The organism is Microbacterium sp. USHLN272 (assembly GCF_037149655.1).
Classification (GTDB): Bacteria; Actinomycetota; Actinomycetes; order Actinomycetales; family Microbacteriaceae; genus Microbacterium; species Microbacterium galbinum.
In genome coordinates, this window is sequence record NZ_JBBCRA010000001.1 from 526,818 (window position 1) to 550,877 (window position 24,060).

Below are 24,060 nucleotides of genomic sequence, written 5' to 3' on the forward strand. Positions count from 1 at the left end.
GCGCGTTCGCGAAGGAGAGCTGGATGACAGACCAGGATTCGACCCGGACCCCCTACGTCCCCAACGAGTCGGTGCACCCGTGGCGTCGTTTCGTGGCCATCGGGGATTCCTTCACCGAGGGCATCGGCGACCCCGATCCCACGAACCCCGGGGGCCATCGCGGCTGGGCCGACCGTGTCGCCGAGGTGCTCGCCGCGCAGGTCGACGACTTCGCCTACGCGAACCTCGCGGTCCGCGGCAAGCTCATCTCCCAGATCGTGCACGACCAGATCGAGCCGGCCGTCGCGCTGCACCCCGATCTGGTGTCGATCTGCGCCGGCGGCAACGACGTCATCCGCCCCGGAACCGATCCCGATGCGATCGCGGCACAGCTGGAGGATGCCGTCACCCGGCTCGCCTCCACCGGCGCGGCGGTGCTCCTCTTCACGGGCGTCGACACCGCGTTCACGCCGGTGTTCCGCGGGTTCCGAGGCAAGGTCGCGATCTACAACGAGAACGTCCGCGCGATCGCCGAGCGACACGACTGCATCGTGGCCGATCAGTGGGCTCTGAAGGTCGTGCAGGACATGCGGTTCTTCGACGACGACCGCCTGCACTACAACTCCCTCGGTCACCACGAGGTCGCGCGCATGGTGCTGCGCGCGCTGAACGTGCCGAACGATCTCGAGTCGCTGCAGCCGGAACCGCTGCCGATCCGCACGTGGCGCGAGGCCCGGGGCGAAGACCTCGGCTGGGCGCGCGAACACCTGGTGCCCTGGGTCCTGCGCCGGTTGCGCCACCAGTCCTCCGGAGACCACATCGCGGCGAAGCGCCCGGAGCCGTCGCCGATCATCTTCCCCGATAGCCACTGACACCCGTGAGCATCGTCGTCTCCGGCACGCATGCGAGCGGCAAGAGCACTCTGATCGCGGACTTCCTCGGCCTCCATCCGGGCGTCGATCATCTCCCCGATCCGTTCGAGGTGCTCGGTGAGGGGCAGGACGATCCCGGGCCGGCGACATTCCTCGCCCAGCTGACGATCAGCGCCCGACGGCTCGTCGCGCTCCGCGCGGACGAGCACGTAATCGCGGAGCGCGGCCCGCTCGACTTCCTCGCCTACCTTCGGGCCTGGGAGGATCTGGGCCGCGGAAGCGTGCCGTCCGAGGTCCTCGAGCGCGCCGAGGCGATGATCTCCGACGCGATGCAGAACGTCGATCTGGTGGCACTCCTGCCGTTGAACGCGCACGACCGCATCTGGGTGCACGACGAGGAGGATCCCGCGCTGCGCTCCGCGATGGATGCCGCTCTCCTCGAGATCTACGACGATCGCGACCTGCGCGGAGATCGCGCGACGGTCATCGAGCTCACCGGGGATCGGGAGGCTCGGCTCACCGCGCTCGCGGCTGCGGTGGGCGCCCTCGACAGCGCTTCGGGCCTCGGCTAACGGGTCGCGTAGAAAGCGACCGCCGATGCGGCGGCCACGTTGAGGGAATCCACGCCCCCCATCATCGGGATCGTCACCCGGCGGTCGAGGATCGCGTCGGTGGCGGGCGTGATGCCATGGCCCTCGGTACCGAACACCAGCGCGAGCCTGTCATGATCCTCGGCGACGAGGTCGTCGAGAGTGATCGCTCCCTCGCCCAGCGTCATGCCCGCGACGACGTAGCCGGCGTCCTGCAGTTCATGGATACCCGCGGGCCACTCCGGGATCCGCGTCCAGGGCACCTGGAACACGGTGCCCATCGAGACGCGCACCGCGCGGCGGTACAGCGGGTCCGAGCAGTCCGGCGAGATGAGGATAGCGTCGACGCCGAGCGCCGCGGCCGACCGGAACAGCGCCCCGATGTTCGTGTGGTCGGCGAGCCCCTCGAGGATCGCGATGCGCGACCGAGCGCTCTTCTGCTCGCCCAGGGTCTCGGCGACCGACGGCAGGGGCGGACGGTGCATCGACGCGATCGCCCCGCGATGGACGGCGAACCCGGTGACCGCCTCGGCGACGTCGTCGGGCACCACGTACACGGGCACGTCGAACCCGGCGACGATGCTGCGGATGCCGTCGAGCCGCCGCTCCTGCACCAGCACCGACCTCGGCGAATGCCCCGCACGGATCGCGCGCTCGATCACCTTCGACGACTCGGCGATGTACAGCCCGCCGGCCGGTTCCCGGATGCTCCGCAGGGCCGTGTCGGTGAGCGACCGGTATTCGTCGAGTCGCGGGTCCGTCGACGAGTCGATGTGCAGGATGTCCATAGACTCCCACCTTCCCATGCGCGGGCCATGCCTCGAGGGAGCCGGGCATCGGCCGGCCCCGTAGAATCACACGGGGAGGATCAGTGACCACGATCGCAGACGACGAGCTCCGGCTCCGCATCGAGAAGGCGGCCGACCTCCTGCGAGGTCGACGCATCGCCCTCCTCACGGGCGCGGGCGTCTCGACGGACTCGGGGATCCCCGCCTATCGCGGCGAGGGCGCCACGCCGCGGAGCAACCCGATGACGATCCAGACCTACCTCGGCGACGAGGCCGCGCGGCGTCGGTACTGGGTCGGCGGTCATCTCGGATGGCGCGCGTTCGCCCGCGCCGATCCGAACCCGGGGCACCGTGCGCTCGCGGAGATGGAGTCCGCCGGCGTCGTCAGCGGTGTGATCACGCAGAACGTCGACGGTCTGCACCTGCGAGCCGGGAGTTCGCACGTGATCGAGGTGCACGGCACGATGCGCCGCGTGCTGTGCCTGCACTGCGGACAGGTCTTCGACCGCCGCGACGTCGCCGGGCAGATCGAAGAACTCAACCCCTGGATCACGGTGCCGGAGAACGTGCCGCTCGCGCCGGACGGCGATGTTCTCCCCGAGAGCATCGAGGGTTTCGTGATCCCCCGATGCACCGTCTGCGACGGCATGCTCAAACCCGATGTCGTGTTCTTCGGCGAGTACGTTCCGCAGGACCGCTTCCGCGCCGCGGAGTCCCTGCTGCGGTCGAGCACGGCGATGATCGTCGCCGGCTCCTCGCTCGTCGTGAACTCCGGCGTGCGGCTCGTCGAGCGCGCGCGCCGCCGCAGCATCCCCCTGATCATCGTCAACCGCGAGCCGACCCGCGCGGATGCCTGGGCCGATGTCACCATCGCCGCCGGCACCAGCGACGTGCTCCCCGCCCTGCAGGAGCTTCTCTCGTGACTCTGCTCACCCTCGTCCGCCACGGCCAGACCGACTGGAACCTGGCCCGCCGTATCCAGGGATCGACCGACATCCCGCTGAACGACACCGGCCGGGCCGATGCCCGATGGGCGGCGGAACAGCTCGCGGACGGCGTGCACCACACCATCTACGCGAGCCCACTGAAGCGAGCCCATGAGACGGCGGAGATCATCGCGGCGGAACTCGGACTCGACGCTCCCGCACTCGATGCGGATCTGCGCGAGCGCGAGTTCGGCGAGGGCGAGGGCATGCTCGTCGCCGACTACCTCGAGACCTACGGCGACTGGGACGCCGAGGTCCCCGGCGCCGAGACGCTCCAGGGCGTGGCTGATCGAGCGCTCAGGGCGCTCGATCGGATCGCCCTCGATGCGCGTCGCCGTTCGGCTCCCCTTGCGGAGTCCGTCATCGTGGTCGCGCACGGTGGCGTGATCCGCTCTCTGATCGACCACGTCTCGGGAGGCACGCTCCCCCGCGTCGGCGACATCATCCGCAACGGCTCCGCAACGCGGTTCGAGGCGTCCCCGGGTTCGCTGCGCCTGCTCGAAGAGACCGTTCTGCTCTGAGGTGCGTGGGCAGGCGCGTGCCCGCTCAGTTCGCCCGCGCGACGATCGACCGCGCGTGCCGCAGCACCGGTTCGTCGATCATCCGGCCCTCGAATCGGAAGACCCCCCGCTCCTCCTCGGCCGCCGCGAGCACTCCGCGCGCCCACTCGACGCTCGCCGGATCGGGACGGTAGGCCGCGCGGATCACCGGCACCTGCGAGGGGTGGATGCACGCGGTCGCGCGGAACCCGGAGGCGACGGCATCCGAGGCCTCCTCCTCCAGGCCGTCGACGTCGTCGATGTCGACTTGCACGGCGTCGATCGCACCCTTGCCGTGCGCGCCGGCGGAGAGCAGGACCCGCGTACGCGCGTACCGGGCGACGTCGCGGTACGTGCCGTCCGGACGACGGCTCGATGTGCCGCCGAGCGAGGCGACCAGATCCTCCGCACCCCACATGAGGGCGACGACCCGCTCGTGCTCGGCGATGCTCTCGGCAGCCTGCACCCCTCGGGCGGTCTCGCAGAGAGCGATCACGGCGTAGTCCGTGTCGAAGACGTCGAGCGTCGACGGCTCCTCCGTCTTCGCGACCATGACCGTCCGGAACGGCGAGGCAGCCACGGCGGCCAGATCGGCGGCGAACTCCGCACTGCCCGGCGCGTTGACGCGCACGATGACGCGCGCCGGATCGAGGGCGGCCGTCCGCACGTTCTCACGCGCGGACGCCTTCGCCGCCGGGAGCACGGCGTCCTCGAGATCGAGGATGACGGCATCCGCCCGTTCCGCCGCTTTCGCGAATCTCTCCGGACGATCCGCCGGGCAGAACAGGAGCGCGGGTCCCCGGTCGAAGGTCATGAGGTCTCCTCGGGCCGGCGGCGCACGAGCACCGAGCGGGTGGCGGTCGCGACGATCGTGCCGTCCTGGTTGCGGCCGGTGTGGGCGATCTCCACGATCCCCTGGGTCGGACGCGACGACGAGGGCCGCATGCCGGTCACGACGCTCTCGGTGTACAGGGTGTCGCCCACGAAGAGCGGATGCGGGAAGCGGATGTCGCCGAGTCCGAGCTGTGCGACGAGCGTGCCCTGCGTCAGCTGGGCGACCGACGCGCCGACCATCGTCGAGAGCGTCCACATCGAGTTCATGAGGCGGTCGTGGAAGGGCTCCTGCGCCTCGGCGAACGCCGCATCGAGGTGCAGGGCCTGCGTGTTCATCGTGAGGGTCGTGAACAGCACGTTGTCGGCCTCGGTGGCCGTGCGACCCGGGCGGTGCAGATAGCGGGTCTCGAGTTCGAACTCCTCGAAGTACAGGCCCCTCTGGACGATCTCCTGCGCGCTCATGCCCCCACGCTACCCGGCGAGTCCGAGGCCCCGCGCGATCACGAGCAGCTGCACCTCGGTGGTTCCCTCGCCGATCTCGAGGATCTTCGAGTCGCGGTAGTGGCGCGCCACGGGGAACTCGTTCATGAACCCGTTGCCGCCGAAGATCTGCGTGGCATCGCGGGCATTGTCCATCGCCGCCTCGCCCGCGACGAGCTTCGCGATCGCCGCCTGCTCCGCGAACGGGCGGCCCTCGTCGCGCAACCGTGCCGCATGGTGCCAGGCGAGACGGGCCGTGTGCACACGCGCCCGCATGCGTGCCAGCGTGAACTGGGCGTTCTGCCGGGTGCTCAGCGCGCTGCCGAAGACCGTGCGGCTCTTCGCATAGGCGACGGCCTCCTCGAGGCAGCCCTCGGCCGCGCCGGTGGCGAGTGCGGCGATGGCGATGCGCCCCTCGTCGAGGATGCTGAGGAAATTGCGGAAGCCCTCTCCCCGCTCACCGAGCAGGTTCGCGGCGGGAACCCGCACCCCGTCGAGGGTGAGCGGATGCGTGTCGGAGGCGTTCCACCCCACCTTGGCGTACGGCGCTTCGACCGTGAAACCGGGCGCGCCGTTCGGCACGATGATCGTCGAGATCTCCTTGCGACCGTCCACACTCCCCGTCACCGCCGTGACGGTCACGAAACGCGTGATCGGAGTGCCGGAGTTCGTGATGAACTGCTTGGTGCCGTCGACGACCCAGTCCTCGCCGTCGAGTCGTGCGGTCGTGCGCGTGGCACCGGCGTCGCTCCCCGCCTCCGGTTCGGTGAGCCCGAAGCCGGCCAGGGCTCGGCCGGCGAGCAGGTCGGGGAGCAACTCGTCCTTCTGCGTCTCCGTGCCGAAGCGGAAGATCGGCATGGCGCCGAGGCTCACACCGGCCTCGAGCGTGATCGCGATCGACTGGTCGACCCGGGCGAGTGCCTCGATCGCGATGCACAGCGCGAGATAGTCACCGCCCTGTCCGCCGTACTCCTCCGGGAAGGGCAGGCCGAACAGTCCGAGATCTCCCATCTGCGCGACCACGTCCATCGGCAGGGTGTGCGTGCGGTCCGCCTCGTACGAGCGCGGAGCGACGACGGTCTCGGCGAACTCGCGAACCATGCCGGCGAGTTCACGCTCCTCGGGGCTCAGGTCGTCCATGTGTCTGTCTCCTCCGTCGTCGTATCCGTCATCACGCGCACGACGGGTTCGCCGCGCCGCACCTGATCGCCCACGGCCACGAGCACCCGCACGACACCGTCGTGCGGAGCGAGCACCGGGTGCTCCATCTTCATCGCCTCGATCGACACGAGCGCTGCTCCCGTCCTCACATGGTCGCCATCCTGCACGTACACCGCGACCACGCTCCCCGGCATGGGCGCACGCCCTTCCGGCTCGGTGGCGGATGCCGCGTCGGACCGGGCAGCGAGGCGACGATCGAGCGCTGCGCGACGGTCGAGCGGGCGCAGGCGCACGCCGCGCCCGTCCTCGGCGACCCAGATCGCTCCGTCCGCATCGGCTCGTGCGACCGCGTGGCGCCGCACGCCGTCGAGGGGTGACGCCTTCACGACGGCGTCGTCGTCGGTGAGGAACACTCGCGCCGCTGCGGCCGACGGAACGCCGCTGAGACGCCATCCCGAGCCGTCGTTCCACGGGAACAGCGCATCGGCGTCCGCCGGGTCGGAGAGCACGACCCGCGAAGCCGCGTCGAGCATGCCGGGTGACGGCGACTCCGGTGCGATCGGGAGCAGGGTCTCGATGAGCCCGGTGTCGAGGTCGCCGGCTCGCACGCGCTCGTCCTGGCAGAGGGTGCGCAGGAACGCGATGTTCGTCTCGACACCCAGCACGACGGTGCGCGAGAGAGCGGTGTCGAGACGCCGCAGTGCGGTCTCGCGATCGTCTGCCACGGCGATGATCTTCGCGATCATCGGGTCGTAGAACCCCGATACGTCGGATCCGGTCTCGACGGCGGAGTCGACGCGCACACCCGGCGGGGGTGTGAAGAGCAGGACGGTCCCCGTCGAGGGTACGAAGCCCCGTTCGGGCGCCTCGGCGTAGACGCGCGCCTCGACCGCATGACCGTGCACGACGGGCGCGGCATCGAGGACGAGCCCTGCAGCGACGCGCAACTGCAGCGCCACGAGATCGAGACCCGTCACCTCCTCGGTGACCGGATGCTCGACCTGCAGGCGGGTGTTCATCTCGATGAAGAACACCTCCGTCGGGTCGTCGGCGTCGATCAGGAACTCGACCGTGCCCGCCCCGATGTACGACACGCTCTCGGCAGCGCGCACCGCCGCCCGGAAGAGGTCCTCACGGGTGGCGGCGGAGATGCCGACCGACGGCGCCTCCTCGATGACCTTCTGGTGCCGCCGCTGGAGCGTGCATTCGCGCTCGCCGAGGGCGATGACCGTGCCGTGGACGTCACCGAACACCTGCACCTCGATGTGGCGGGGGCGACGGAGCAGGCGTTCGAGAACCAGGGAATCGTCGCCGAAGGCCGCTGCCGCGACGCGGCGTGCGGAAGCCAGCGCACCGGACAGATCGGATGCCGCCGCGACGACCTCCATCCCCTTCCCGCCGCCGCCGGCACTCGGCTTCACGAGCAGCGGGTAGCCGACGGCATCCGCCTCGTGCGCGATCCGCTCGTCGTCGAGCCCCGCGGCGTCGAAGCCCGGGACCACGGGCACGCCGTGACGCGCCACATGCTCGCGGGCGCGCGCCTTGTCCCCCATGATCTGCAGCGCCTCGATGCCGGGGCCGATGAAGACGATGCCGTTCGCGCGGCAGGCTTCGGCGAGGCCGACGCTCTCGGAGAGGAAACCGTAACCGGGGTGAATGGCCTGGGCGCCCGTGTCGACGGCCGCCGCGATGATCGCGTCGATGTCGAGGTACGAAGCGCTCGCCGGGGCCGGGCCGATCCGCACCGCCACGTCCGCCTCGCGCACGTGAGAGGCATCCGCGTCGGCGTCGCTGTAGACCGCGACGCTGCGGATGTCGAGTGCGGTGAGGGTGCGGATCACGCGCCGTGCGATCTCGCCGCGGTTCGCGACGAGGACCGTGTCGAAGAGGTGCTCGCTCATCCCACTCACATCCGGAAGACGCCGAAGCGCGGTTCGGGCAGCGGCGCGCGCGAGACGACGTCGAGCGCGAGCCCGAGCATCTGCCGCGTCTGCTGCGGGTCGACGATCCCGTCGTCCCAGAGGCGGGCGGTCGCGTAGTACGGCTCGCCCTGCTCCTCGTACTGGGCACGGATCGGTTCTTCGAAGTCCGCGCGCTGCTGCGGGGTCCAGGACTCTCCGCGGCCGGTGAGCTGGTCCTCCTTCACGGTCGCCAGGACGGACGCCGCCTGGTTGCCGCCCATCACCGAGATCCGGCTCGCGGGCCAGGTCCACAGGAAGCGCGGCGAGTAGGCGCGCCCGCACATCGAGTAGTTGCCCGCTCCGAAGGATCCGCCGATGATCACGGTCAGCTTCGGCACCCGGCAGCTCGCGACGGCGGTGACCATCTTCGCGCCGTCCTTCGCGATCCCGCCGGCTTCGGCGTCGGAGCCGACCATGAAGCCGGTGATGTTCTGCAGGAAGAGGAGCGGGATGCCCCGCTGATCGCACAGCTCGATGAAGTGCGCTCCCTTGAGCGCGGACTCGCTGAAGAGCACGCCGTTGTTCGCGACGATGCCCACGGGATGCCCGTGTATCCGGGCGAAGGCGGTCACCAGTGTCGTGCCGTACTCCGATTTGAACTCGCGGACGCTGCCGCCGTCGACCACGCGATCGATCACCGCGTGCACGTCGTACGCGGCGTTGACGTCGACGGGGACCACGTCGTACAGCGACCCCGCTTCGTCGGGTTCGCGCGTCGGGACGACCTCCCAGACCGGCTCGCGCGGTGCCGGGAGCGTGCGCACGATGTCCCGGAGGATCTCGAGCGCATGCTCGTCGTCCTCGGCGAGGTGATCGACGACGCCGCTGCGGCGCGCATGCATCTCTCCCCCGCCGAGCCCCTCCGCCGTGACGACCTCGCCGATCGCGGCCTTCACCAGCGGCGGACCACCGAGGAAGATCGTGCCCTGCCCGCGCACGATGACCGTCTCGTCGCTCATCGCCGGTACGTAGGCGCCACCCGCGGTGCACGATCCGAGCACCGCCGCGAGCTGCGGGATGCCCTCGGCCGACATCCGCGCCTGGTGGAAGAAGATGCGACCGAAGTGGTCGCGGTCGGGGAAGACCTCGTCCTGCTTGGGGAGGAACGCACCGCCGGAATCCACCAGGTAGAGGCACGGCAGACGATTCTCGCGTGCGATCTCCTGAGCACGCAGATGCTTCTTGACCGTCATCGGGAGGTAGGTGCCGCCCTTCACGGTCGCATCGTTGCAGACGACCATCACGTGCCGGCCGTGCACCAGTCCGATGCCGGCGATCACTCCGGCTCCCGGCGCTTCGCCGTCGTACAGCCCGTCCGCCGCGAGCGGCGCCACCTCGAGGAACGGACTCCCCTCGTCGAGAAGTCGGTCGACGCGCTCGCGCGGCAGGAGCTTCCCCCGGGCGACATGGCGCTGGCGCGAGGCCTCCGGGCCACCGAGCGCCGCGGCGGCGAGTCGCGCGTGCAACTGCTCGGCGAGGGCCTGCTGGGTTGCGGGCATCGCGGTGTCCTCCTCGACACGCTTCGGCGCAGCCCCGGTGCTGGCGCTGCACACGATCTTTCGGTTAGTGTGCACTAACCCGATGATTCAGGTTAGCGAGGATTAACTGAGATGACAACCCCGGTCACCGCTCGTGATCGCGCCAAGGCGGAGCGCTCGGATGCCATCCGACACGAGGCCGCGCTGCTCTTCGCCGCCCGCGGGTACAACGGCGTCAGCCTCGAGGACATCGGGGCCGCCGTGGGCGTCTCCGGCCCCGCCGTCTACCGTCATTTCGCGGGGAAGCAGGCGCTGCTCGGTTCCGTGCTCGTGAAGGTCAGCCACGATCTCCTGACGGGTGGCACACGGGTGGCGACCGCCGACGCGGACGCCGAGGAGAGGATGGAGGCGCTGATCCGCTTCCACGTCGACTTCGCTCTGCGCAACGCCGCGGTGATCCAGGTGCAGGACCGGGATGTCGTGCACCTGGCCGACGACGACCGCGCCGATGTCCGGCACGTGCAGCGCGACTACATCGAACTGTGGATCGACACGCTCGCCCCCCTGCTTCCAGCCGACCGCGACGAGCTGCGCCTGCGCGTGCAGGCCTGTTTCGGCCTCATCAACTCCACGCCGCACAGCACCCGTGCTGCGGCGCGCCGCCACGCGGCCACCGGCGACGTGCTGGCGCGCATGGCTTCCGCGGCGCTGCGCAGCTAACCGAAGAGCATCGCCCGACCCGGCTCCTGCAGCACGTCGGCGACGTCGCGCAGGAATCGCGCACCCTCGGCCCCGTCCACCAGACGGTGGTCGAACGAGAGGCTCAGCGTCATCATGTCGCGCAGCGCGATCTCGCCGCGGTGCTCCCAGGGCTGGCGTCGGATCGCACCCACCGCGAGGATTCCCGACTGCCCCGGCGGCAGGATCGGCGTGCCGGCATCGATGCCGAAGACCCCGATGTTCGAGATCGAGAACGTGCCGCCCTGGAGTTCCGCCGGTGTGGTCTTCCCCGCGCGAGCCGTGGCCGCGAGATCGCGGATCGCATCCGACATGCCGCCGAGGCCGAGACCCTCGGCATCGCGGATGTTCGGCACGATGAGTCCGCGGTCCGTCGCCGCAGCGATACCGAGGTCCACGTAGCGGTACTGGACGATCTCCCCGGCCGCCTCGTCCCAGTGGGCGTTCAATCCCGGCGTTCGACCGAGCGCCAGGCACACCGCCTTGGCGACGACCGCGAGCGGGCCGATGCGGTGCTCGCTCCAGACACGATCGGCGCGGAGCGAGTCGAGCAGTTCGACCGTGGCCGTGACGTCGACCGTGTGGAAGACCGTGACGTGCGGCGCGGTGAAGGCGCTCTCGACCATCGCGGCCGCCGTGTGCTTGCGCACGCCCCGGATCGGGATGCGCACCTCGCGCGCCCCCTCCTCCGATGCGCCGAACGCGGGAGAGGTCTCGCGCCGTGGCGCCGCGGCTGTCCGACCTCCGGCATCCGCCCCGGCCGAGGCGAAGGAATCGATGTCTGCGCGGGTGATCACGCGATCGCCGACGACGGCCGCGACCACGGCGAGATCCACGCCCGCGCGCTTCGCATACGCGCGCACGGGCGGGGTCGAGCGCGGGCGCTCCACGACCGCTGGCTCGGCGGTGACCGAAGGGGACGCGTCGTGCGGTGCGGCCTCGATCACGGCCGCATCGATCACCGGCACGCTCGTTGCTGCGCGCCGCGCGCGACGTGCAGGCCGCCCCGACGTCGACGGGGCCGCCCCGTATCCGACGAGATTGGGCTGAGCCCGCTCCGCTCCGACCGTCGGAGCGGAGGCATCCGCTTCCTCGCCCACGACCTCGAAGGCGATCAGGGGCGAGCCGACCGCGACGGTCTCTCCGGCGTCGGCGTGCAGCTCGGCCACCGTTCCCTCATAGGGCGAGGGGAGCTCGACGACCGCTTTCGCCGTCTCGACCTCCGCCAGCGTCTGGTTGAGCGCGACCTGCTCACCGGGAGCGACCAGCCATTGCACGACCTCGGCCTCGGTGAGGCCCTCGCCGAGGTCGGGGAGTCGGAACTCGGCGATCATGCGTCCACCCCCGTTCGCGCGCCGCGATCGAGCACGCGATCCACCGCATCCAGCAGCCGGTCGAGATCGGGAAGGTGGTACTTCTCGAGCTTCGCCGGCGGGTACGGCACGTCGTGCCCCGTCACCCTCAGGGGCGCCGACTCGAGGTACTCGAAGCAGTACTCCGTGATGCTCGCGATCACCTCGGCGGCGACACCGGCCTCCCGCGAGGCCTCGTGCGCGACGACGACGCGACCCGTCTTGCGCACGGAGGCGGCCAGCGTGTCGTAGTCGACGGGCGAGAGGGAGCGCAGATCGACGACCTCGATCGACACGCCCTCGTCCTCCGCGGCCGACGCGGCCTGGAGCGCGGTGGACACCATCGCGCCGTAGGTGACGAGGGTCACATCCGTCCCCCCGCGGACCACCTGGGCGAGCCCCATCGGTACGGCATCCGCGAGCGGCGCATCCAGGTCGACCTCGCCCCTGTGATGGTAGAGGCGCTTCGGTTCGAAGAAGATCACCGGATCGTCGGAGGCGATCGCCTGTCGCAGGCTGCGATAGGCGTCCTCGGGGTTCGCGACGGCCACGACGCGCAGCCCCGCGGTATGGACGAAGTACGCCTCGGGCGATTCCGAGTGGTGTTCGGCGGCGCCGATGCCCCCGGCCCACGGGATGCGGATCGTGATCGGCATCTTCACCCGCCCCTGCGTGCGGTAGTGCAGCTTCGCCACCTGCGCCACGATCTGATCGAAGGCCGGATACACGAATCCGTCGAACTGGATCTCGACCACCGGGCGATAGCCGCGGAAGGCGAGTCCGACCGCCGTCCCGACGATCCCGGACTCCGCGAGCGGCGTATCGATCACACGACCGGCGCCGAACTCGTCGAGGAGACCGTCGGTGATCCGGAAGACGCCGCCCAGCTTGCCGATGTCCTCGCCGAGGAGCACGACCCGGTCGTCGTCGCGCATGGCCCTCCGCAATCCCGCGCCGAGCGCCTTGCCCAGAGTCAGCTCCGTCATGCCGTCGGCTCCTCGAAGCCGGCGAGGTACTCGGCGTACTCCTCGCGTTGGCGGTCGAGACCCGCGTGCGGTTCGGCGTACACACCGTCGAAGACCGCCAGCGGCGGACGGGTCACCATGCCGAGGCACCGCGCCCGCATCTCCTTGGCGACCGCGTCGGCGGTCTCCTGCGTCTGCGCGACGTACTCCTCGGAGAGCTCGCCCGCGGCGCGCAGGTGCGCTTCGAGACGGCTGATCGGATCGCGGCGGCGCCACGCGTCGAGCTCGCCCTCCGGCCGGTAGCGCGTGGGGTCGTCGGCAGTCGTGTGCGGCCCCATCCGGTAGGTGACCGCCTCGATGTAGGCGGGTCCCCTGCCCGAACGAGCGTGATCGAGCGCCCACCGCATCGCGGCGAGGCAGGCGAGGACGTCGTTGCCGTCGACCCTCAGACTCGGGATGCCGAAGCCCGGGGCGCGACCGGCGATCGGGTACTGCGACTGCACCGCCACCGGCTCGGAGATCGCCCAGTGGTTGTTCTGGCAGACGAAGACGACGGGGACGCGGTACGAGGCCGCGAAGATCATCGCCTCGTTCACGTCGCCCTGACTGGTGGCACCGTCGCCGAAGTAGGTCACGGCGACCTCATCGGCCCCCTCGTGCCGGATGCCGAGCGCATAGCCGACGGCGTGCAGCGTCTGCGCGCCGATGATGATCTGCAGCGGTGCGACCCGCAGTGCGGCCGGATCGTACGCCGATCCCTCTTCACCGCGCCACATGCGCACGTAGTCGCCGGGCTGGGCGCCCCGGGCGTAGATGACGCCGGTCTCGCGGTAGCTCGGGAAGACGTAATCGCGATCCTCCAGGGCCCGGGCGGTGCCGATCTGCGTCGCCTCCTGCCCCTGGCACGGCGCCCAGAGGCCGAGCTGACCCTGCCGCTGGAGCGCGACGCCCTCGGCATCGATCCGCCGCAGCACCACCATGTCGCGCAGCAGTCCGCGCAGCACGTCATGGTCGACGTCGGCGACGAAGGGGTCGAGTTGCGGATGCCGCACGCGGGTGCCGTCCGGAGCGAGGAGGCGCTCGGTGAGTTCCAGATCCTGCTCGGTGTCGGCGATGGGAGTGATCTGCGGTGACATCATCGTCCTCCTCGTTCTCAGCAGCCCTCGTGAGGCTCTCGCGCTGGAGCCGGCGACGATGCCGGCATGCCCCGAGCGTACGTCCGCTGAACACGTCGCTCAAGCATCCGAGAGGGGCTTGAGCATGTTGCCAAGCATCCGAGAAATCCGTCCTGCTATCGTTTGGCACTATGCCAGGACTGGACCGCACCGACCTCGAGATCCTCGCCGCTCTCGCCGACGACCCGCGCGTCACGATCGTCGCGCTCGCAGAGACCCTGCGGCTGTCGCGCAACACGATCCAGGCGCGCATGACCCGGCTCGAGCAGACCGGGATCTTCCTCTCCTACGAACGCGCCTTCTCCCCCGACGTGCTGGGTTTCCCGCTGCAGGCGTTCGTCAGCATCGGAGTGCGGCAGACCGAGCTCCCGCGCATCATCAACGAGCTCGCCCGCATCCCGGAGGTCGTGCAGGCGCACGGGCTCAGTGGCTCGATCGACCTGCTCGCACGGGTCGCCTGCCGCGACGCGCGTCACCTCTTCGACACCGACGCACGGATCCTGTCGATCGAGGGCGTGGAGCGCACGGAGACGTCTCTCGCGATGGGCGAGGTCATCCCGTTCCGCGTCGCCGGACTCATCGGCCTCGCGCGACGGGAATCCGGAGGAAGCGTCTGATCGCACCGGCGGCCTCGGCCGGCGTCTCGTAGTGGATCAGGTGACCGACCTCGGCGATCTCGACGAGCGACGCGTCGTCGAAGAGGGTCGCGAGCGTGCGCTCGGCCTCGATCGGCGTGATGTCGTCGCGCTGCGCGGCCACCAGCAGCGTCGGGACGTGGATGTCGGGAGCGAACCCGCGCACGTCGTGCGAGACGCTCGCCACGAAGGCGTCGCGGAGCACGTCGCGATCCGAGAAGCGCGAGAAGTACGTGTCGTGCTGATCGTGGATGAATCGGCGCAGAGCAGGGTCGGAGGTCTTGGCCATCGCGATGCTCATCACCCGCACGATGAGGCGGTTGCGCAGAAGCGCGGTTCCGAGGCGTTCGGGCAGACGCGCTCCCAGGGCGTAGTACAGCACGGCGAGCCGGGTCATCACACCCTTGGGGCCTTCCAGCGCCGGCGCTCCGATGGGATTGAGGAGGATCAGGCGGGGCGTCACGAGCCCGCGCGCCACGGCCGCGGACGTGACGATCGACCCGAACGAATGGCCGAGGATGACGGCGCCGGGGGCGACCTCCCCCACGAAATCACCGAGCCACGCCGCGTACTCGTCGAGGTCGTGCGTGCGTCCGGGAAGCGGAGCCGTCTCACCGAAGCCCGGCAGATCGGGCGCGATCACACGTGCCTCCGGGAGGAAGGCGAGAACGGGCTCCAGCCCGTGATGCTCTCCGCGGAAGCCGTGCACGGCCACGATCGTGGTCTCGGCATCCTCGGGGCCGTACACCCAGTACGCCGTCGTGCCACCGCGTACTTCTGCCTCCCGTCGCTCGACGGGAAGTCGAGCCAGGCGGTCAGTGTACGGAGAGGGCGCGGTCATGTCACGAGTCTACGGATTCCCGAGCGCCTCCCTCCGAATGTCCGAGCCCGGATCTAGCGTGGGCCCATGGCCGACGATCTCCCGCTCCCGCCCTGGCTGCGCCGTGTCGGCGTGTTCGACCTGGAGACGACGGGGATCGACGTCACATCCGATCGCATCGTCACCGCGCATGTCGGCGTGCTCGACGCCGAGGGCCACCAGATCGTGGCCCGTACCTGGCTCGCCGACCCCGGTGTCGATATCCCGGAGGGGGCGACCGCGGTGCATGGCGTCACGACCGCTCGGGCACGGGCGGAGGGGCGCCCCGCACGCGAAGTCGTCGCCCAGGTGCTGATCGCCCTGCGTTCGATCCTCGATCAGGGCATCCCCGTCGTCGCGTACAACGCCTCCTACGACTTCTCACTCCTCGCGCACGAGGCCGTCCGCCACGGACTGGCCCCGCTGTCCGATCCCGCGCCGATCATCGATCCCTTCGTGATCGACAAGGCCGTCGATCGCTACCGCAGGGGCAAGCGCACTCTCAGCCTCGTCGCCGCCCATTACGCGGTGACCCTCGATGGCGCACACGAGGCCGCGGCCGACGCCATCGCCGCGGGACGGGTGGCCCAGGCGATCGCGCGACAGTTCTCGCTGCCCGACACTCTCGACGATCTGCACACGCGGCAGATCGGGTGGGCACGGGCTCAGGCGGAGAGCCTGACCGAGTACTTCATCAGCATCGGCCGCCTCGATCCGGAAGACGCGGTCGACGGTACGTGGCCGGTGCGTCCGCACGCCGTCGACACGGCCAACCCGCTCCTCTGACGATCGTGCGATCAGCGCCGATCGCGGAGCCGACGCGCCTCGGCGATTTCGGCGCTCCGTCGCGCCTGTTTGCGGACGACCCGTGATCGATCCCGCAGCGGGAGGCGCGGACTCGCCTCTGCCGGGATCCCCGCGCTCAGCTCCCGCGCACGCTCCAGCGTCGCATCGAACTCCACTCCGAGAACGAGAGCGAGGTTCGCGATCCACAGCCAGAGCAGGAGCACGATGATGCCGGCGAGCTGCCCGTAGACGCGCTCGTAGTCGACGATGCTCGAGACGTACAGCCCGAACGCGAGAGAGGCGATGGCGAGAACGACGATCGCCAGCGCCGCACCCCAACTGAGCCAACGGAATCGCGGATGACGGATGTTCGGCGCACGGTCGTACAGGAACGCGACGGTGGCGACCACGATCACGACCAGTATCGGCCAGCGCGCGATCCGCCAGACAAGGAGTGCGGCCTCTCCGCCGCCGAGCTGCTCGCCGATGGCCGCGGCGACGGACGAACTCGCGGCGCCCACGGCCACCGCAGCCGCCGTGGCGAGGAGCACGACGAGCGCCACCGCCACCTGCATGGACTTGAGAGCCCAGGGCGAACGCCCCTCGTCGACGTCGTAGACGCGATTCATCCCGCGGCCGAGGACGGCGATGTACCGGGCGACGGCCCAGATCGTGAGTCCGATACCGATGATCAGCGCGGGGCCCGCGAGAGCGGAGTCCGCGAGGCCGTCGACGGCGTCTGCGATCGTCATCGCCGTCTCCTCGGGCGCGACGGCGCGCACGACCTCGAGAACGAACGTCACCGCCGTGGAGTCGCTTCCGAGGAGGCTGACGACCGAGACGCCGACGAGCATGGCCGGTACGAGGGCCAGCACGGAGTGGAAGGTCAGCGCCGCCGCGATGTCGGCAGCGCCGTCGTCGGCGAACTTGCGCGCGGTTCCGCGCGCCACGAAACGCCAGGACCTGGCACCGAGATCGTGCGGTGCCGGCGGGCCGTCCGACTGTTGAGTCGCCATCATCCTCCTGAGAGTCGGTGCCGAACTTGGCACACGACGGCGCCCGGGAACAAGGGGGTTGACGCTGTGTGACGCCCGCCGCTATCCGTGAATATGAGCAGCATCACCGTCCGGTACCATCCGAACACACTGGAATATATCGGTGGCGCCACGAGGGGGACGCGGTGAGGTTCAGATCATACGAGGTCGAGCGGGTCGAGGAGACCTGGCGGCAATACGTTCCCTCTGCCTCCTTGCAGCGTGTGGATCCGAATCGCTTCATGTTCGAGTGGACGTCGGCCGAACTCGGAAGTCTGACGCTCGTTCGGTACGACCTCGCGGCGGAGGTGCAGTCCGTCGCGCAACCGGAGAACGAGCTCCTGGTCTGCCGGGTCGCCGCGCCCAACGCCGAGGTCGGCTCCGGGAGGGAGTCCATCGACGCCGGCCAGCCGTGGTTGACCGACGGCGCGCAGGTGCATGCGCGCTGGGAGCACACCGCGCGCGTGCGCGCCCTGGTGATCGACCGGGCGGCGGCGCAGGCACGCGTACGCCAGATCACCGGAGACGACAGGCTCACACTCCGGTCGTCCGGCCTGGCCCCGCGCGACGAGGAATCCGGACGCCACTGGGAGCGCACGGTCGCGTATCTCGAGGATGCGGTCGCCGAGACCGCCGCCGACGGCATCCTGCGTGCCGAGCTCGAGCGCCATGCGCTGGCGGTCACGCTGTCGGTCTTCCCCACCAGCATCCACGATTCGATGTCGCGCGCGGCTCAGCGCGGGGCCGCTCCGATCGCCGTGCGACGAGCACTCGTGTTCATGGACGAGAACGCGCACCGCCCGATCACGATCGACGACGTCGCCGCTGCCGCGTTCATCTCGACACGCGGCCTGCAGTACGCCTTCCGCCGGGCGCTGGACTCGACTCCGGCCGAGTACCTGCGCCGCGCGCGTCTGGCGGGCGCGCATCGCGACCTCTCCGACGGGGGCCATGGTTCGATCGCGGTGGTGGCACGACGCTGGGGCTTCAGCCACCCGTCGCGCTTCGCCGCGTCGTACCGTTCGGAGTACGGGGTGGCGCCGTCGGCCACCGCGGCGCAGGCGCGCAGATGACATCGGGCGCACGGACGTTTCGCGTCAGCGGCGCGTCGTTCCGCGCGGGAGGCCGCGCGTCGCGGGGCACCGTAGAGTCCGATTGTGGGCAGTCTCTACTACGGCGATAGCGCCGAACCGATCGGCATCGAGGATCGCGCACTCGCGCACCTGAAGGTCGTGATCTCGACCAAGCTCCGGCGCAACGAGAGCTTCACGCTGTCGTGGAAGCACCCGGAGACGGATGCCGTGGGCCGATCGACGATCTGGTTGCACCCCTCCATTCCCCTCCGCTTCGTCTTCGATGAGGCGGAGCCGCCGGAACTGAGCCGCCAGTGGATCGAGGCGCTCGCGCATTCTGCGAACTCGACCGGCGGGATCGCTCTGATCGATGAGCAGATCAGTTCCGATGCGCCCCTGGGGGCCTCGCGCGGCTGACCCGCCCCCCCTCCATTCAGTGCACTCCAAGGTTTGAAGTGCAAACTTGCACTCCATGGAGAACAATGCACCTTCGCTGCGCGATGTTCGCAAGCGCGAGACCATCCGCGCACTCACCGACACGGCTCGACGCCTGACGATCGAGCGCGGCTTCGCCGGGTTCACCGTCGAAGAGGTCTGCGCCGAGGCGGGGGTCTCCCGCCGAACGTTCTTCAACTACTTCGAGAGCAAGGACAACGCGGTCTTCGGATACACCGAGATCGATCCGCGCCTCGTCGAGCTCGACGACGAGTTCGTGGCGAAGAGCGGTGACCTGCTCGACGACTTCGTCGACGTCGTGGTCCGTCGCTGGGAGATGCTCGACCCGCTGTCCGACGCCCCCGCCCTCCTCCAGGTGATCGAGCACGAACCGCGACTGCTGAAGGGCGCGTTCGAGCGATTGGCCGAGAACGAGCGTCGCGACGTCGCCCTCATCGTGCGCCGCGAAGGCGCCGATCAGACGATGCGCGCCGAGGTCGTCGTCCACACCGTCGGCGCCTGCATCCGCCTGGCCGTCGCTCAGATCCTGGATCACCAGACCCCCATCCCGTTCGGCCGACTCGTCGCCGAACGCCTCGACATCGCCCGCGACCTCTTCACCTCCGCACAGAAAGACCACTGAATGTCCACCACCGCCACGGCAGATGCGCCCTTCCTGCTCACCAAGCGCCGCATCTGGATCATCTTCAGCGCCCTGATCGCCGGGATGCTGCTCTCCAGCCTCGATCAGACCATCGTCTCGACCGCGATGCCGACGATCGTCGGCGAGCTCGGCGGCGTCGACCATCAGGTGTGGATCACCACGGCCTACCTCCTCGCGACGACCATCGTCATGCCGATCTACGGCAAGTTCGGCGACGTGCTCGGCAGACGGAGCCTCTTCCTCGTGGCGATCGCGCTCTTCACCCTCGCCTCGGTCGGCTGCGCGTTCGCGACGGACTTCTGGATGTTCGTCGTCTTCCGCGCGCTGCAGGGCCTCGGCGGCGGCGGATTGATGATCCTCTCGCAGGCGATCATCGCCGACATCGTGCCGGCGAACGAGCGCGGCAAGTACATGGGCCCCCTGGGTGCGGTCTTCGGCCTCTCCGCTGTGGCCGGGCCGCTGCTCGGCGGATTCTTCGTCGATCACATGACCTGGCAGTGGGCGTTCTACATCAACATCCCCGTCGGCATCGCCGCGTTCATCATCGCCCTCGTCGCCCTCAAGCTCCCCAGCAAGAAGGCCGAGAAGCCGATCGACGTGTTCGGGGTCATCTTCCTCTCGATCGCCACGACCTGCCTCATCTTCTTCACCGACTTCGGTGGCGACAAGGAATTCGGCTGGTCGTCGATGGCCACGTGGGCCTGGGGTGCGGGACTGATCGTCGCGGCGACCGCGTTCGTGATCACCGAATCCCGCGTGCAGGACCCGATCATCCCGCTGAGCCTGTTCCGCAATCCGATCTTCGTGAACGCCACCGCGATCGGGCTGGTTCTCGGCATCGGGATGTTCGCCGCGATCGGCTTCGTGCCGACCTTCCTGCAGATGTCCTCCGGCACCTCCGCCGCGGCATCCGGACTGCTGATGATCCCGATGATGGTGGGACTGATCGGAACCTCGATCTTCTCGGGCATCGCGATCTCGAAGACCGGTCGTTATAAGGCCTATCCGATCGTGGGAACGATCCTCACCGGCATCGCGATGGTCGCCATGACCACACTGTCGGCCGAGACGCCCATCTGGCTCATCTGCGTGTTCCTGTTCGTCTTCGGCGCCGGACTCGGCCTCATCATGCAGGTCGTCGTGCTGGTCGTGCAGAACGCCGTTCCGGCCGGTGAGATCGGTACCGCGACGAGCACGAACAACTACTTCCGCGAGGTGGGCGCTTCTCTCGGGACGGCGGTGTTCGGCACGATCTTCACCACCCGTCTCACCGAGAACCTGCTCGGCGTGTTCACGGATGCCGGAGCGTCGTCTTCCGACGCCGCCCAATCCGCCGCGACGATCGACCCGGCCACCCTCAACTCACTGCCCGACGAGGTGCGCGACGGAATCGTCACCGCGTACGCCGACGCCCTCGCCCCGGTGTTCTGGTACCTCGTGCCGTTCATCGTGCTCGCGCTCGTGCTCTCGCTGTTCCTCAAGCAGATCCCCCTGTCGGATCAGGCAGGACTGGTCGCGCGGGGAGAGGCCATCACGGGCGAGGAAGCCGAGAAGCTCGAGGCCGAGCTGCGGGCGCGGCCGACGGTGGGCGCCCACGGCGATGCCCCGGACGCCCCGTCCGGATCGGATGCCGAGACGAGGCGTTCCTCGCGGTGATCAGACGGAAGGCCCCGGGCGCATGCGCGCCCGGGGCCTTCCGTCTGCGGTGACCTCGGACTCAGCGCACCTGCAGCGGTGTGCCGAGGGGCAGGAGCTGGGCGAGCGCCGTGATGTCGGCGTTCGACAGGCGCACGCAGCCATGCGAGGCGTCGGAGCCGATGCTCGCCTCGTCGTCGGTGCCGTGCAGGCCGATCTGACCCGGGCCACCGCCGTACGAGTTGAGGGCGTCGGAGAACGCCGTCGTACCGTAGGCGTACGGGCCGTAACCGCTGTTCGTCGGAGCGAGCAGCTCGGTGATCGCGAACTGCCCCTTCGGGGTCGGCGTGCCGCCCGTGCCCGTCGCGACCGGATAGCTCTGCCGCAGCTCCCCGCCTTCGTAGAGATCGAGGGTGTTGGTCGACGTCGTCACGACCAGCGCGTACGAGGTCGTGGAGAGCTGAACGGCATCCGAGCGAATCCACCCGAGGCTTCCGTTGGGCCGCTGCGCGAGTTGGACCTGCAGCCAGTCCCCCTCCTGAGCGGTGACCAGGAAGACGAGAGGCGCTCCGGACGACTGCGGGTTCGGCAACGATTGCGTCGCTGCACCACCGGGCTCGGCGCTGACCGCGATCTCGGCGCCGATCACGGCGGCGACGGTCGACTCCGCGGGCGCATGGACATCGGCGACCGGCTCCTCCGCCGTCGGCGTGGGTGTCGGCGTCGGGTCGGGCGTCGCGACGGGGGTCGACGAACTGGTCGGCGCGGGCTCGGCGACTGCCGGACCGCGACCGAAGATCACCACGCAGGTGACGACGATCGCGGCGCACACGACGACCGCGGCGGCCACGATGAGAATCGTGCGCCGCCGCGGGACGTTGATGGTGTCGGGCACCGAGTATCAGCCGGTGTACGTGGCCTCGCCCGGCACCGGGACAGCGACCGGGGCCGCACCGGTGATCGCGAGAGCGCTCGACGCCACCTGACTGGAGGACTCACCGACGAGGACGATGAAGTAGTCGCCGGCGGCGGCCCAGGCCGCGGGGAGCACGATCGTGCCGCTCACGTTGCCGTCGGCATCCGCGATGAAGGTGTCGGGCAGGCTGTCGCCCATGGCGCCGGTACCGATGCCCGAGCTGACGATCTCACCCGGGGCGAAGCCGCTGCCGCGCACCGTGAAGCCGGTGGTCGTCGCCTGCGCGACGGTGATCGACGCGCTGCTGAGAGCGAGAGCGGCGGTGGGCTGCGGCGTGAAGTACGTGGTGAGGTCGCCGATGCGGAAGCTGGCGATGCCCGCGGCGTCAGGAACGGCGGCGCGGAGCGCGACCTGGGTGCCCTGCGCGGTGAGGAGCTCCTCGAAGGTCGGGATGTCGTCGAATGCCTCGGGCGCGGCACGGAGCTCGAGGGTGGGCTCCTCGTCCTGCGGTACCTCCGGCTCCTCCGGGCTCTCGGGGAGCGTGGGGGCCTGACCGGGGAAGATCACGAAGTACCCAGCGATCTCGGCGTCGATCTGCTCGAGAGCGGTGGCAAAGTCGGGGGTGGAGAGGGGTGCACCGTCGCCGATGAACAGCCACTGGGTATCCGCGCCACGAAGCCCATCGACGGCCTGCACCGGGATCGCGGCAGACGACTCGCTGTCGGGGACAACGACGAAGACGCCGGTCAGGACCTGCTCGCCCGCGTTGGTGGCGGAATCCTCAAGGAATGCCTCGGCCTCGGAGCCGGAGACGGGCGCGACGCCGTGGACGAACGCGACCGGCGAGGACCCGTTCGCCGTGAAGCCGTTCTCGCCGAAGGCGCCGAAGTCGGCGAGCGACGAGGACGGGGCACCGAGGGGTGCGGTCCACCGCCACTCGTCCGCGAGCTCGATCTGGCCGTCGTTCAGCTCGGAGTAGACAAAGTCGCCCGTGGCATCGGCCCAGATGACCTGCGCAGACGCCGCGGGCGTCTCGGTGATGGGCTCCGCGATGGAGGCGGTGGGCACGAGGACGGCGGCGATGCCGAGCGCGGCGGCGCTGAGCGAGGCCACGGCGAGGCGCGAGCGAGTCACAGAGGATTCCTTCGTTGGGAGGCGCCGTTCGGGCGGCGTCTGCCGAGGGGCAGCGACCTCAATCTAGGGGAATGGAACGGTTCAGCGCCACCGGAATACTGATATCAGACTCAATTCCTTCGCATACAGTCATGTGTTCATACGGAGTCCAGGTCCTCGCGCGCCCGATCGAGGGCATCGGAGGCGACCTGGACGGCCTCCGTCGCCGTGGCCACGCGCGATCTTGCTGCGTCGGCGTCCTGCCGCGCACCGTCCAACTCGACGCGGGTGCGCGCCAGCTCCCGCTCGAGAGCGACGACGTGGGCGCTCGCCTCGTCGATGCGACGGTCGGCGTCGCGGCCCGCGCTCTCCGCCGCGGCCCGCGCGCGTTCGGCGGACGCGACGGCATCCTCGGCATCGCGCACGGCACGCTCGGCCTGACGTTTGCGACGCCGCTCCGCCAGCTCGTCCACCCGGTGCTCGGTAGCGGCCTCTTCTCCGCGAACCGGCCCCCCGGCCACGATCTCCCCCAGGACCACGCTCTCGGAGGGCTCGATCTCCCGGATGAGTCGTCCGGATGCGACGGCGATCGATGCCGCCTCGTCGAAGAACGCCGCGCCGATCGTCTGCTGCACGGCATCCAACGTGCCCGGAGTGACCTTCTCGCCGCGGGCGGTCGCGAGGTCGCGGGCCTGCTCGGCGAGCCTGCGTGTCAGCGCCCGGCGCTCGCGACCGAGCCGAGCCAGCGCCGGCGCATCGAGATCGTCCTGAGCTTCACGGAGCTCGCGAGCGAGTCGCAGCGCCTCACCCAGCTCCGCAGCGCGTTCCTGCGCGAAGACGTTCACCACCCAGGCGGCGATCGACGGCTTGCGCAGCGCCGCGATCTCCGCCGCGAGCCCGCGGTCGGAGGCCTGTTTCGCGCTCGCACGACGGGCGCTCACGAACTCGCCGAGTGGACGCACGTACAGCTCGGTCGCGATCGTCGTCAGCTCGTCGCCGGCCGTCATGCTCC

The 24,060-nt window shown here is 69.8% G+C and carries 25 protein-coding genes; 11 read left to right on the forward strand and 14 right to left on the reverse strand.

Annotation, left to right across the window (positions count from 1 at the left end; all coding sequences use genetic code 11):
* Nucleotides 1-23: 23 nt before the first annotated feature.
* Nucleotides 24-851: an SGNH/GDSL hydrolase family protein gene (locus tag WFJ97_RS02650; RefSeq protein ID WP_247622512.1), complete on the forward strand. Its 828-nt coding sequence runs from the start codon at nucleotides 24-26 to the stop codon at nucleotides 849-851.
* Between the two features lie 5 nt (nucleotides 852-856).
* Nucleotides 857-1,423 (forward strand): AAA family ATPase, encoded by a 567-nt coding sequence (locus WFJ97_RS02655; protein ID WP_336640384.1) that lies wholly within the window; start codon nucleotides 857-859, stop codon nucleotides 1,421-1,423.
* Here WFJ97_RS02655 and WFJ97_RS02660 read toward each other — a convergent pair.
* Nucleotides 1,420-2,229: a TrmH family RNA methyltransferase gene (locus tag WFJ97_RS02660; protein ID WP_247632241.1), complete on the reverse strand. Its 810-nt coding sequence runs from the start codon at nucleotides 2,227-2,229 to the stop codon at nucleotides 1,420-1,422. The two genes, WFJ97_RS02655 and WFJ97_RS02660, sit on opposite strands and share 4 nt — an antisense overlap.
* An 83-nt stretch (nucleotides 2,230-2,312) precedes the next feature.
* Here WFJ97_RS02660 and WFJ97_RS02665 point away from each other — a divergent pair, with 83 nt between their 5' ends.
* Together WFJ97_RS02665 and WFJ97_RS02670 are read left to right on the forward strand one after the other, a co-directional pair.
* Nucleotides 2,313-3,152, forward strand: a complete 840-nt coding sequence (locus WFJ97_RS02665) for a Sir2 family NAD-dependent protein deacetylase (protein ID WP_247622515.1) — start codon at nucleotides 2,313-2,315, stop codon at nucleotides 3,150-3,152.
* Nucleotides 3,149-3,736 (forward strand): histidine phosphatase family protein, encoded by a 588-nt coding sequence (locus WFJ97_RS02670; RefSeq protein WP_247622516.1) that lies wholly within the window; start codon nucleotides 3,149-3,151, stop codon nucleotides 3,734-3,736. Before WFJ97_RS02665 ends, WFJ97_RS02670 begins: the two co-directional genes overlap by 4 nt.
* Before the next feature lie 25 nt (nucleotides 3,737-3,761).
* Here WFJ97_RS02670 and WFJ97_RS02675 read toward each other — a convergent pair whose 3' ends face one another.
* Genes WFJ97_RS02675 through WFJ97_RS02695 form a run of 5 tightly spaced genes read right to left on the reverse strand, consistent with a single transcriptional unit; the run spans nucleotide 3,762 to nucleotide 9,689 of the window.
* The gene (locus WFJ97_RS02675; protein WP_336640385.1) at nucleotides 3,762-4,568 is read right to left on the reverse strand and encodes an HpcH/HpaI aldolase/citrate lyase family protein; all 807 of its coding nucleotides are present in this window, start codon (nucleotides 4,566-4,568) and stop codon (nucleotides 3,762-3,764) included.
* The gene (locus WFJ97_RS02680) at nucleotides 4,565-5,050 is read right to left on the reverse strand and encodes a MaoC family dehydratase (protein WP_336640386.1); all 486 of its coding nucleotides are present in this window, start codon (nucleotides 5,048-5,050) and stop codon (nucleotides 4,565-4,567) included. Before WFJ97_RS02680 ends, WFJ97_RS02675 begins: the two co-directional genes overlap by 4 nt.
* Before the next feature lie 9 nt (nucleotides 5,051-5,059).
* On the reverse strand, nucleotides 5,060-6,208 hold the full coding sequence (locus WFJ97_RS02685; protein WP_336640387.1) for an acyl-CoA dehydrogenase family protein: 1,149 nt from the start codon (nucleotides 6,206-6,208) through the stop codon (nucleotides 5,060-5,062).
* Nucleotides 6,196-8,130, reverse strand: coding sequence for an acetyl/propionyl/methylcrotonyl-CoA carboxylase subunit alpha (locus WFJ97_RS02690; RefSeq protein ID WP_336640388.1), 1,935 nt, complete (start codon nucleotides 8,128-8,130; stop codon nucleotides 6,196-6,198). Before WFJ97_RS02690 ends, WFJ97_RS02685 begins: the two co-directional genes overlap by 13 nt.
* Before the next feature lie 5 nt (nucleotides 8,131-8,135).
* Nucleotides 8,136-9,689: a carboxyl transferase domain-containing protein gene (locus WFJ97_RS02695; protein ID WP_336640389.1), complete on the reverse strand. Its 1,554-nt coding sequence runs from the start codon at nucleotides 9,687-9,689 to the stop codon at nucleotides 8,136-8,138.
* 111 nt (nucleotides 9,690-9,800) lie between these two features.
* On the opposite strand from WFJ97_RS02695, the gene WFJ97_RS02700 reads away from it, so the two are divergent.
* A complete protein-coding gene (locus WFJ97_RS02700) occupies nucleotides 9,801-10,388 on the forward strand; it encodes a TetR/AcrR family transcriptional regulator (RefSeq protein WP_247622522.1) in 588 nt (195 codons plus the stop codon).
* On the opposite strand, the gene WFJ97_RS02705 is transcribed toward WFJ97_RS02700, so the two are convergent.
* From WFJ97_RS02705 to pdhA, 3 genes are read right to left on the reverse strand one after another with little or no spacing between them, the layout of a single operon-like run.
* Nucleotides 10,385-11,740 (reverse strand): dihydrolipoamide acetyltransferase family protein, encoded by a 1,356-nt coding sequence (locus WFJ97_RS02705; protein WP_336640390.1) that lies wholly within the window; start codon nucleotides 11,738-11,740, stop codon nucleotides 10,385-10,387. The two genes, WFJ97_RS02700 and WFJ97_RS02705, sit on opposite strands and share 4 nt — an antisense overlap.
* Entirely contained in the window at nucleotides 11,737-12,744 is a 1,008-nt protein-coding gene (locus WFJ97_RS02710) for an alpha-ketoacid dehydrogenase subunit beta (RefSeq protein WP_336640391.1), read from the reverse strand. Before WFJ97_RS02710 ends, WFJ97_RS02705 begins: the two co-directional genes overlap by 4 nt.
* Complete coding sequence (gene pdhA / locus WFJ97_RS02715) at nucleotides 12,741-13,859, reverse strand: pyruvate dehydrogenase (acetyl-transferring) E1 component subunit alpha (RefSeq protein WP_336641846.1); 1,119 nt, start codon at nucleotides 13,857-13,859, stop codon at nucleotides 12,741-12,743. Before pdhA ends, WFJ97_RS02710 begins: the two co-directional genes overlap by 4 nt.
* Nucleotides 13,860-14,029: 170 nt before the next feature.
* Between pdhA and WFJ97_RS02720 the strand changes: the two genes are divergently transcribed.
* Entirely contained in the window at nucleotides 14,030-14,515 is a 486-nt protein-coding gene (locus WFJ97_RS02720) for an Lrp/AsnC family transcriptional regulator (protein WP_247622526.1), read from the forward strand.
* On the opposite strand, the gene WFJ97_RS02725 is transcribed toward WFJ97_RS02720, so the two are convergent.
* A complete protein-coding gene (locus tag WFJ97_RS02725) occupies nucleotides 14,475-15,374 on the reverse strand; it encodes an alpha/beta fold hydrolase (RefSeq protein ID WP_336640392.1) in 900 nt (299 codons plus the stop codon). The two genes, WFJ97_RS02720 and WFJ97_RS02725, sit on opposite strands and share 41 nt — an antisense overlap.
* A 66-nt stretch (nucleotides 15,375-15,440) precedes the next feature.
* Between WFJ97_RS02725 and WFJ97_RS02730 the strand changes: the two genes are divergently transcribed.
* Nucleotides 15,441-16,178 (forward strand): exonuclease domain-containing protein, encoded by a 738-nt coding sequence (locus WFJ97_RS02730; RefSeq protein ID WP_336640393.1) that lies wholly within the window; start codon nucleotides 15,441-15,443, stop codon nucleotides 16,176-16,178.
* Between the two features lie 11 nt (nucleotides 16,179-16,189).
* Here the strand turns inward: WFJ97_RS02730 and WFJ97_RS02735 are convergent, their stop codons facing one another.
* Nucleotides 16,190-17,194 carry a YihY/virulence factor BrkB family protein gene (locus WFJ97_RS02735; RefSeq protein WP_336640394.1) on the reverse strand — a complete coding sequence of 335 codons (1,005 nt, stop codon included), beginning with the start codon at nucleotides 17,192-17,194 and terminating at the stop codon, nucleotides 16,190-16,192.
* Nucleotides 17,195-17,454: 260 nt separating this feature from the next.
* On the opposite strand from WFJ97_RS02735, the gene WFJ97_RS02740 reads away from it, so the two are divergent.
* The 4 genes from WFJ97_RS02740 to WFJ97_RS02755 all read left to right on the forward strand — a co-directional run bounded on the left by WFJ97_RS02740 (nucleotide 17,455) and on the right by WFJ97_RS02755 (nucleotide 21,040).
* Nucleotides 17,455-18,285 carry a helix-turn-helix transcriptional regulator gene (locus WFJ97_RS02740; RefSeq protein WP_336640395.1) on the forward strand — a complete coding sequence of 277 codons (831 nt, stop codon included), beginning with the start codon at nucleotides 17,455-17,457 and terminating at the stop codon, nucleotides 18,283-18,285.
* An 84-nt stretch (nucleotides 18,286-18,369) separates the two neighbouring features.
* The gene (locus WFJ97_RS02745) at nucleotides 18,370-18,702 is read left to right on the forward strand and encodes a DUF7882 family protein (RefSeq protein ID WP_336640396.1); all 333 of its coding nucleotides are present in this window, start codon (nucleotides 18,370-18,372) and stop codon (nucleotides 18,700-18,702) included.
* Between the two features lie 55 nt (nucleotides 18,703-18,757).
* Nucleotides 18,758-19,363 carry a TetR/AcrR family transcriptional regulator gene (locus WFJ97_RS02750; RefSeq protein WP_336640397.1) on the forward strand — a complete coding sequence of 202 codons (606 nt, stop codon included), beginning with the start codon at nucleotides 18,758-18,760 and terminating at the stop codon, nucleotides 19,361-19,363.
* Complete coding sequence (locus WFJ97_RS02755) at nucleotides 19,364-21,040, forward strand: MDR family MFS transporter (protein ID WP_336640398.1); 1,677 nt, start codon at nucleotides 19,364-19,366, stop codon at nucleotides 21,038-21,040.
* A gap of 61 nt (nucleotides 21,041-21,101) precedes the next feature.
* Here the strand turns inward: WFJ97_RS02755 and WFJ97_RS02760 are convergent, their stop codons facing one another.
* From WFJ97_RS02760 to WFJ97_RS02770, 3 genes are all read right to left on the reverse strand, one after another.
* Nucleotides 21,102-21,914 carry a L,D-transpeptidase gene (locus tag WFJ97_RS02760; RefSeq protein ID WP_336640399.1) on the reverse strand — a complete coding sequence of 271 codons (813 nt, stop codon included), beginning with the start codon at nucleotides 21,912-21,914 and terminating at the stop codon, nucleotides 21,102-21,104.
* Between the two features lie 6 nt (nucleotides 21,915-21,920).
* Nucleotides 21,921-23,069 carry a hypothetical protein gene (locus tag WFJ97_RS02765; RefSeq protein WP_336640400.1) on the reverse strand — a complete coding sequence of 383 codons (1,149 nt, stop codon included), beginning with the start codon at nucleotides 23,067-23,069 and terminating at the stop codon, nucleotides 21,921-21,923.
* A gap of 137 nt (nucleotides 23,070-23,206) precedes the next feature.
* Nucleotides 23,207-24,055 (reverse strand): transposase, encoded by an 849-nt coding sequence (locus WFJ97_RS02770; RefSeq protein ID WP_336640401.1) that lies wholly within the window; start codon nucleotides 24,053-24,055, stop codon nucleotides 23,207-23,209.
* Nucleotides 24,056-24,060: the final 5 nt, after the last annotated feature.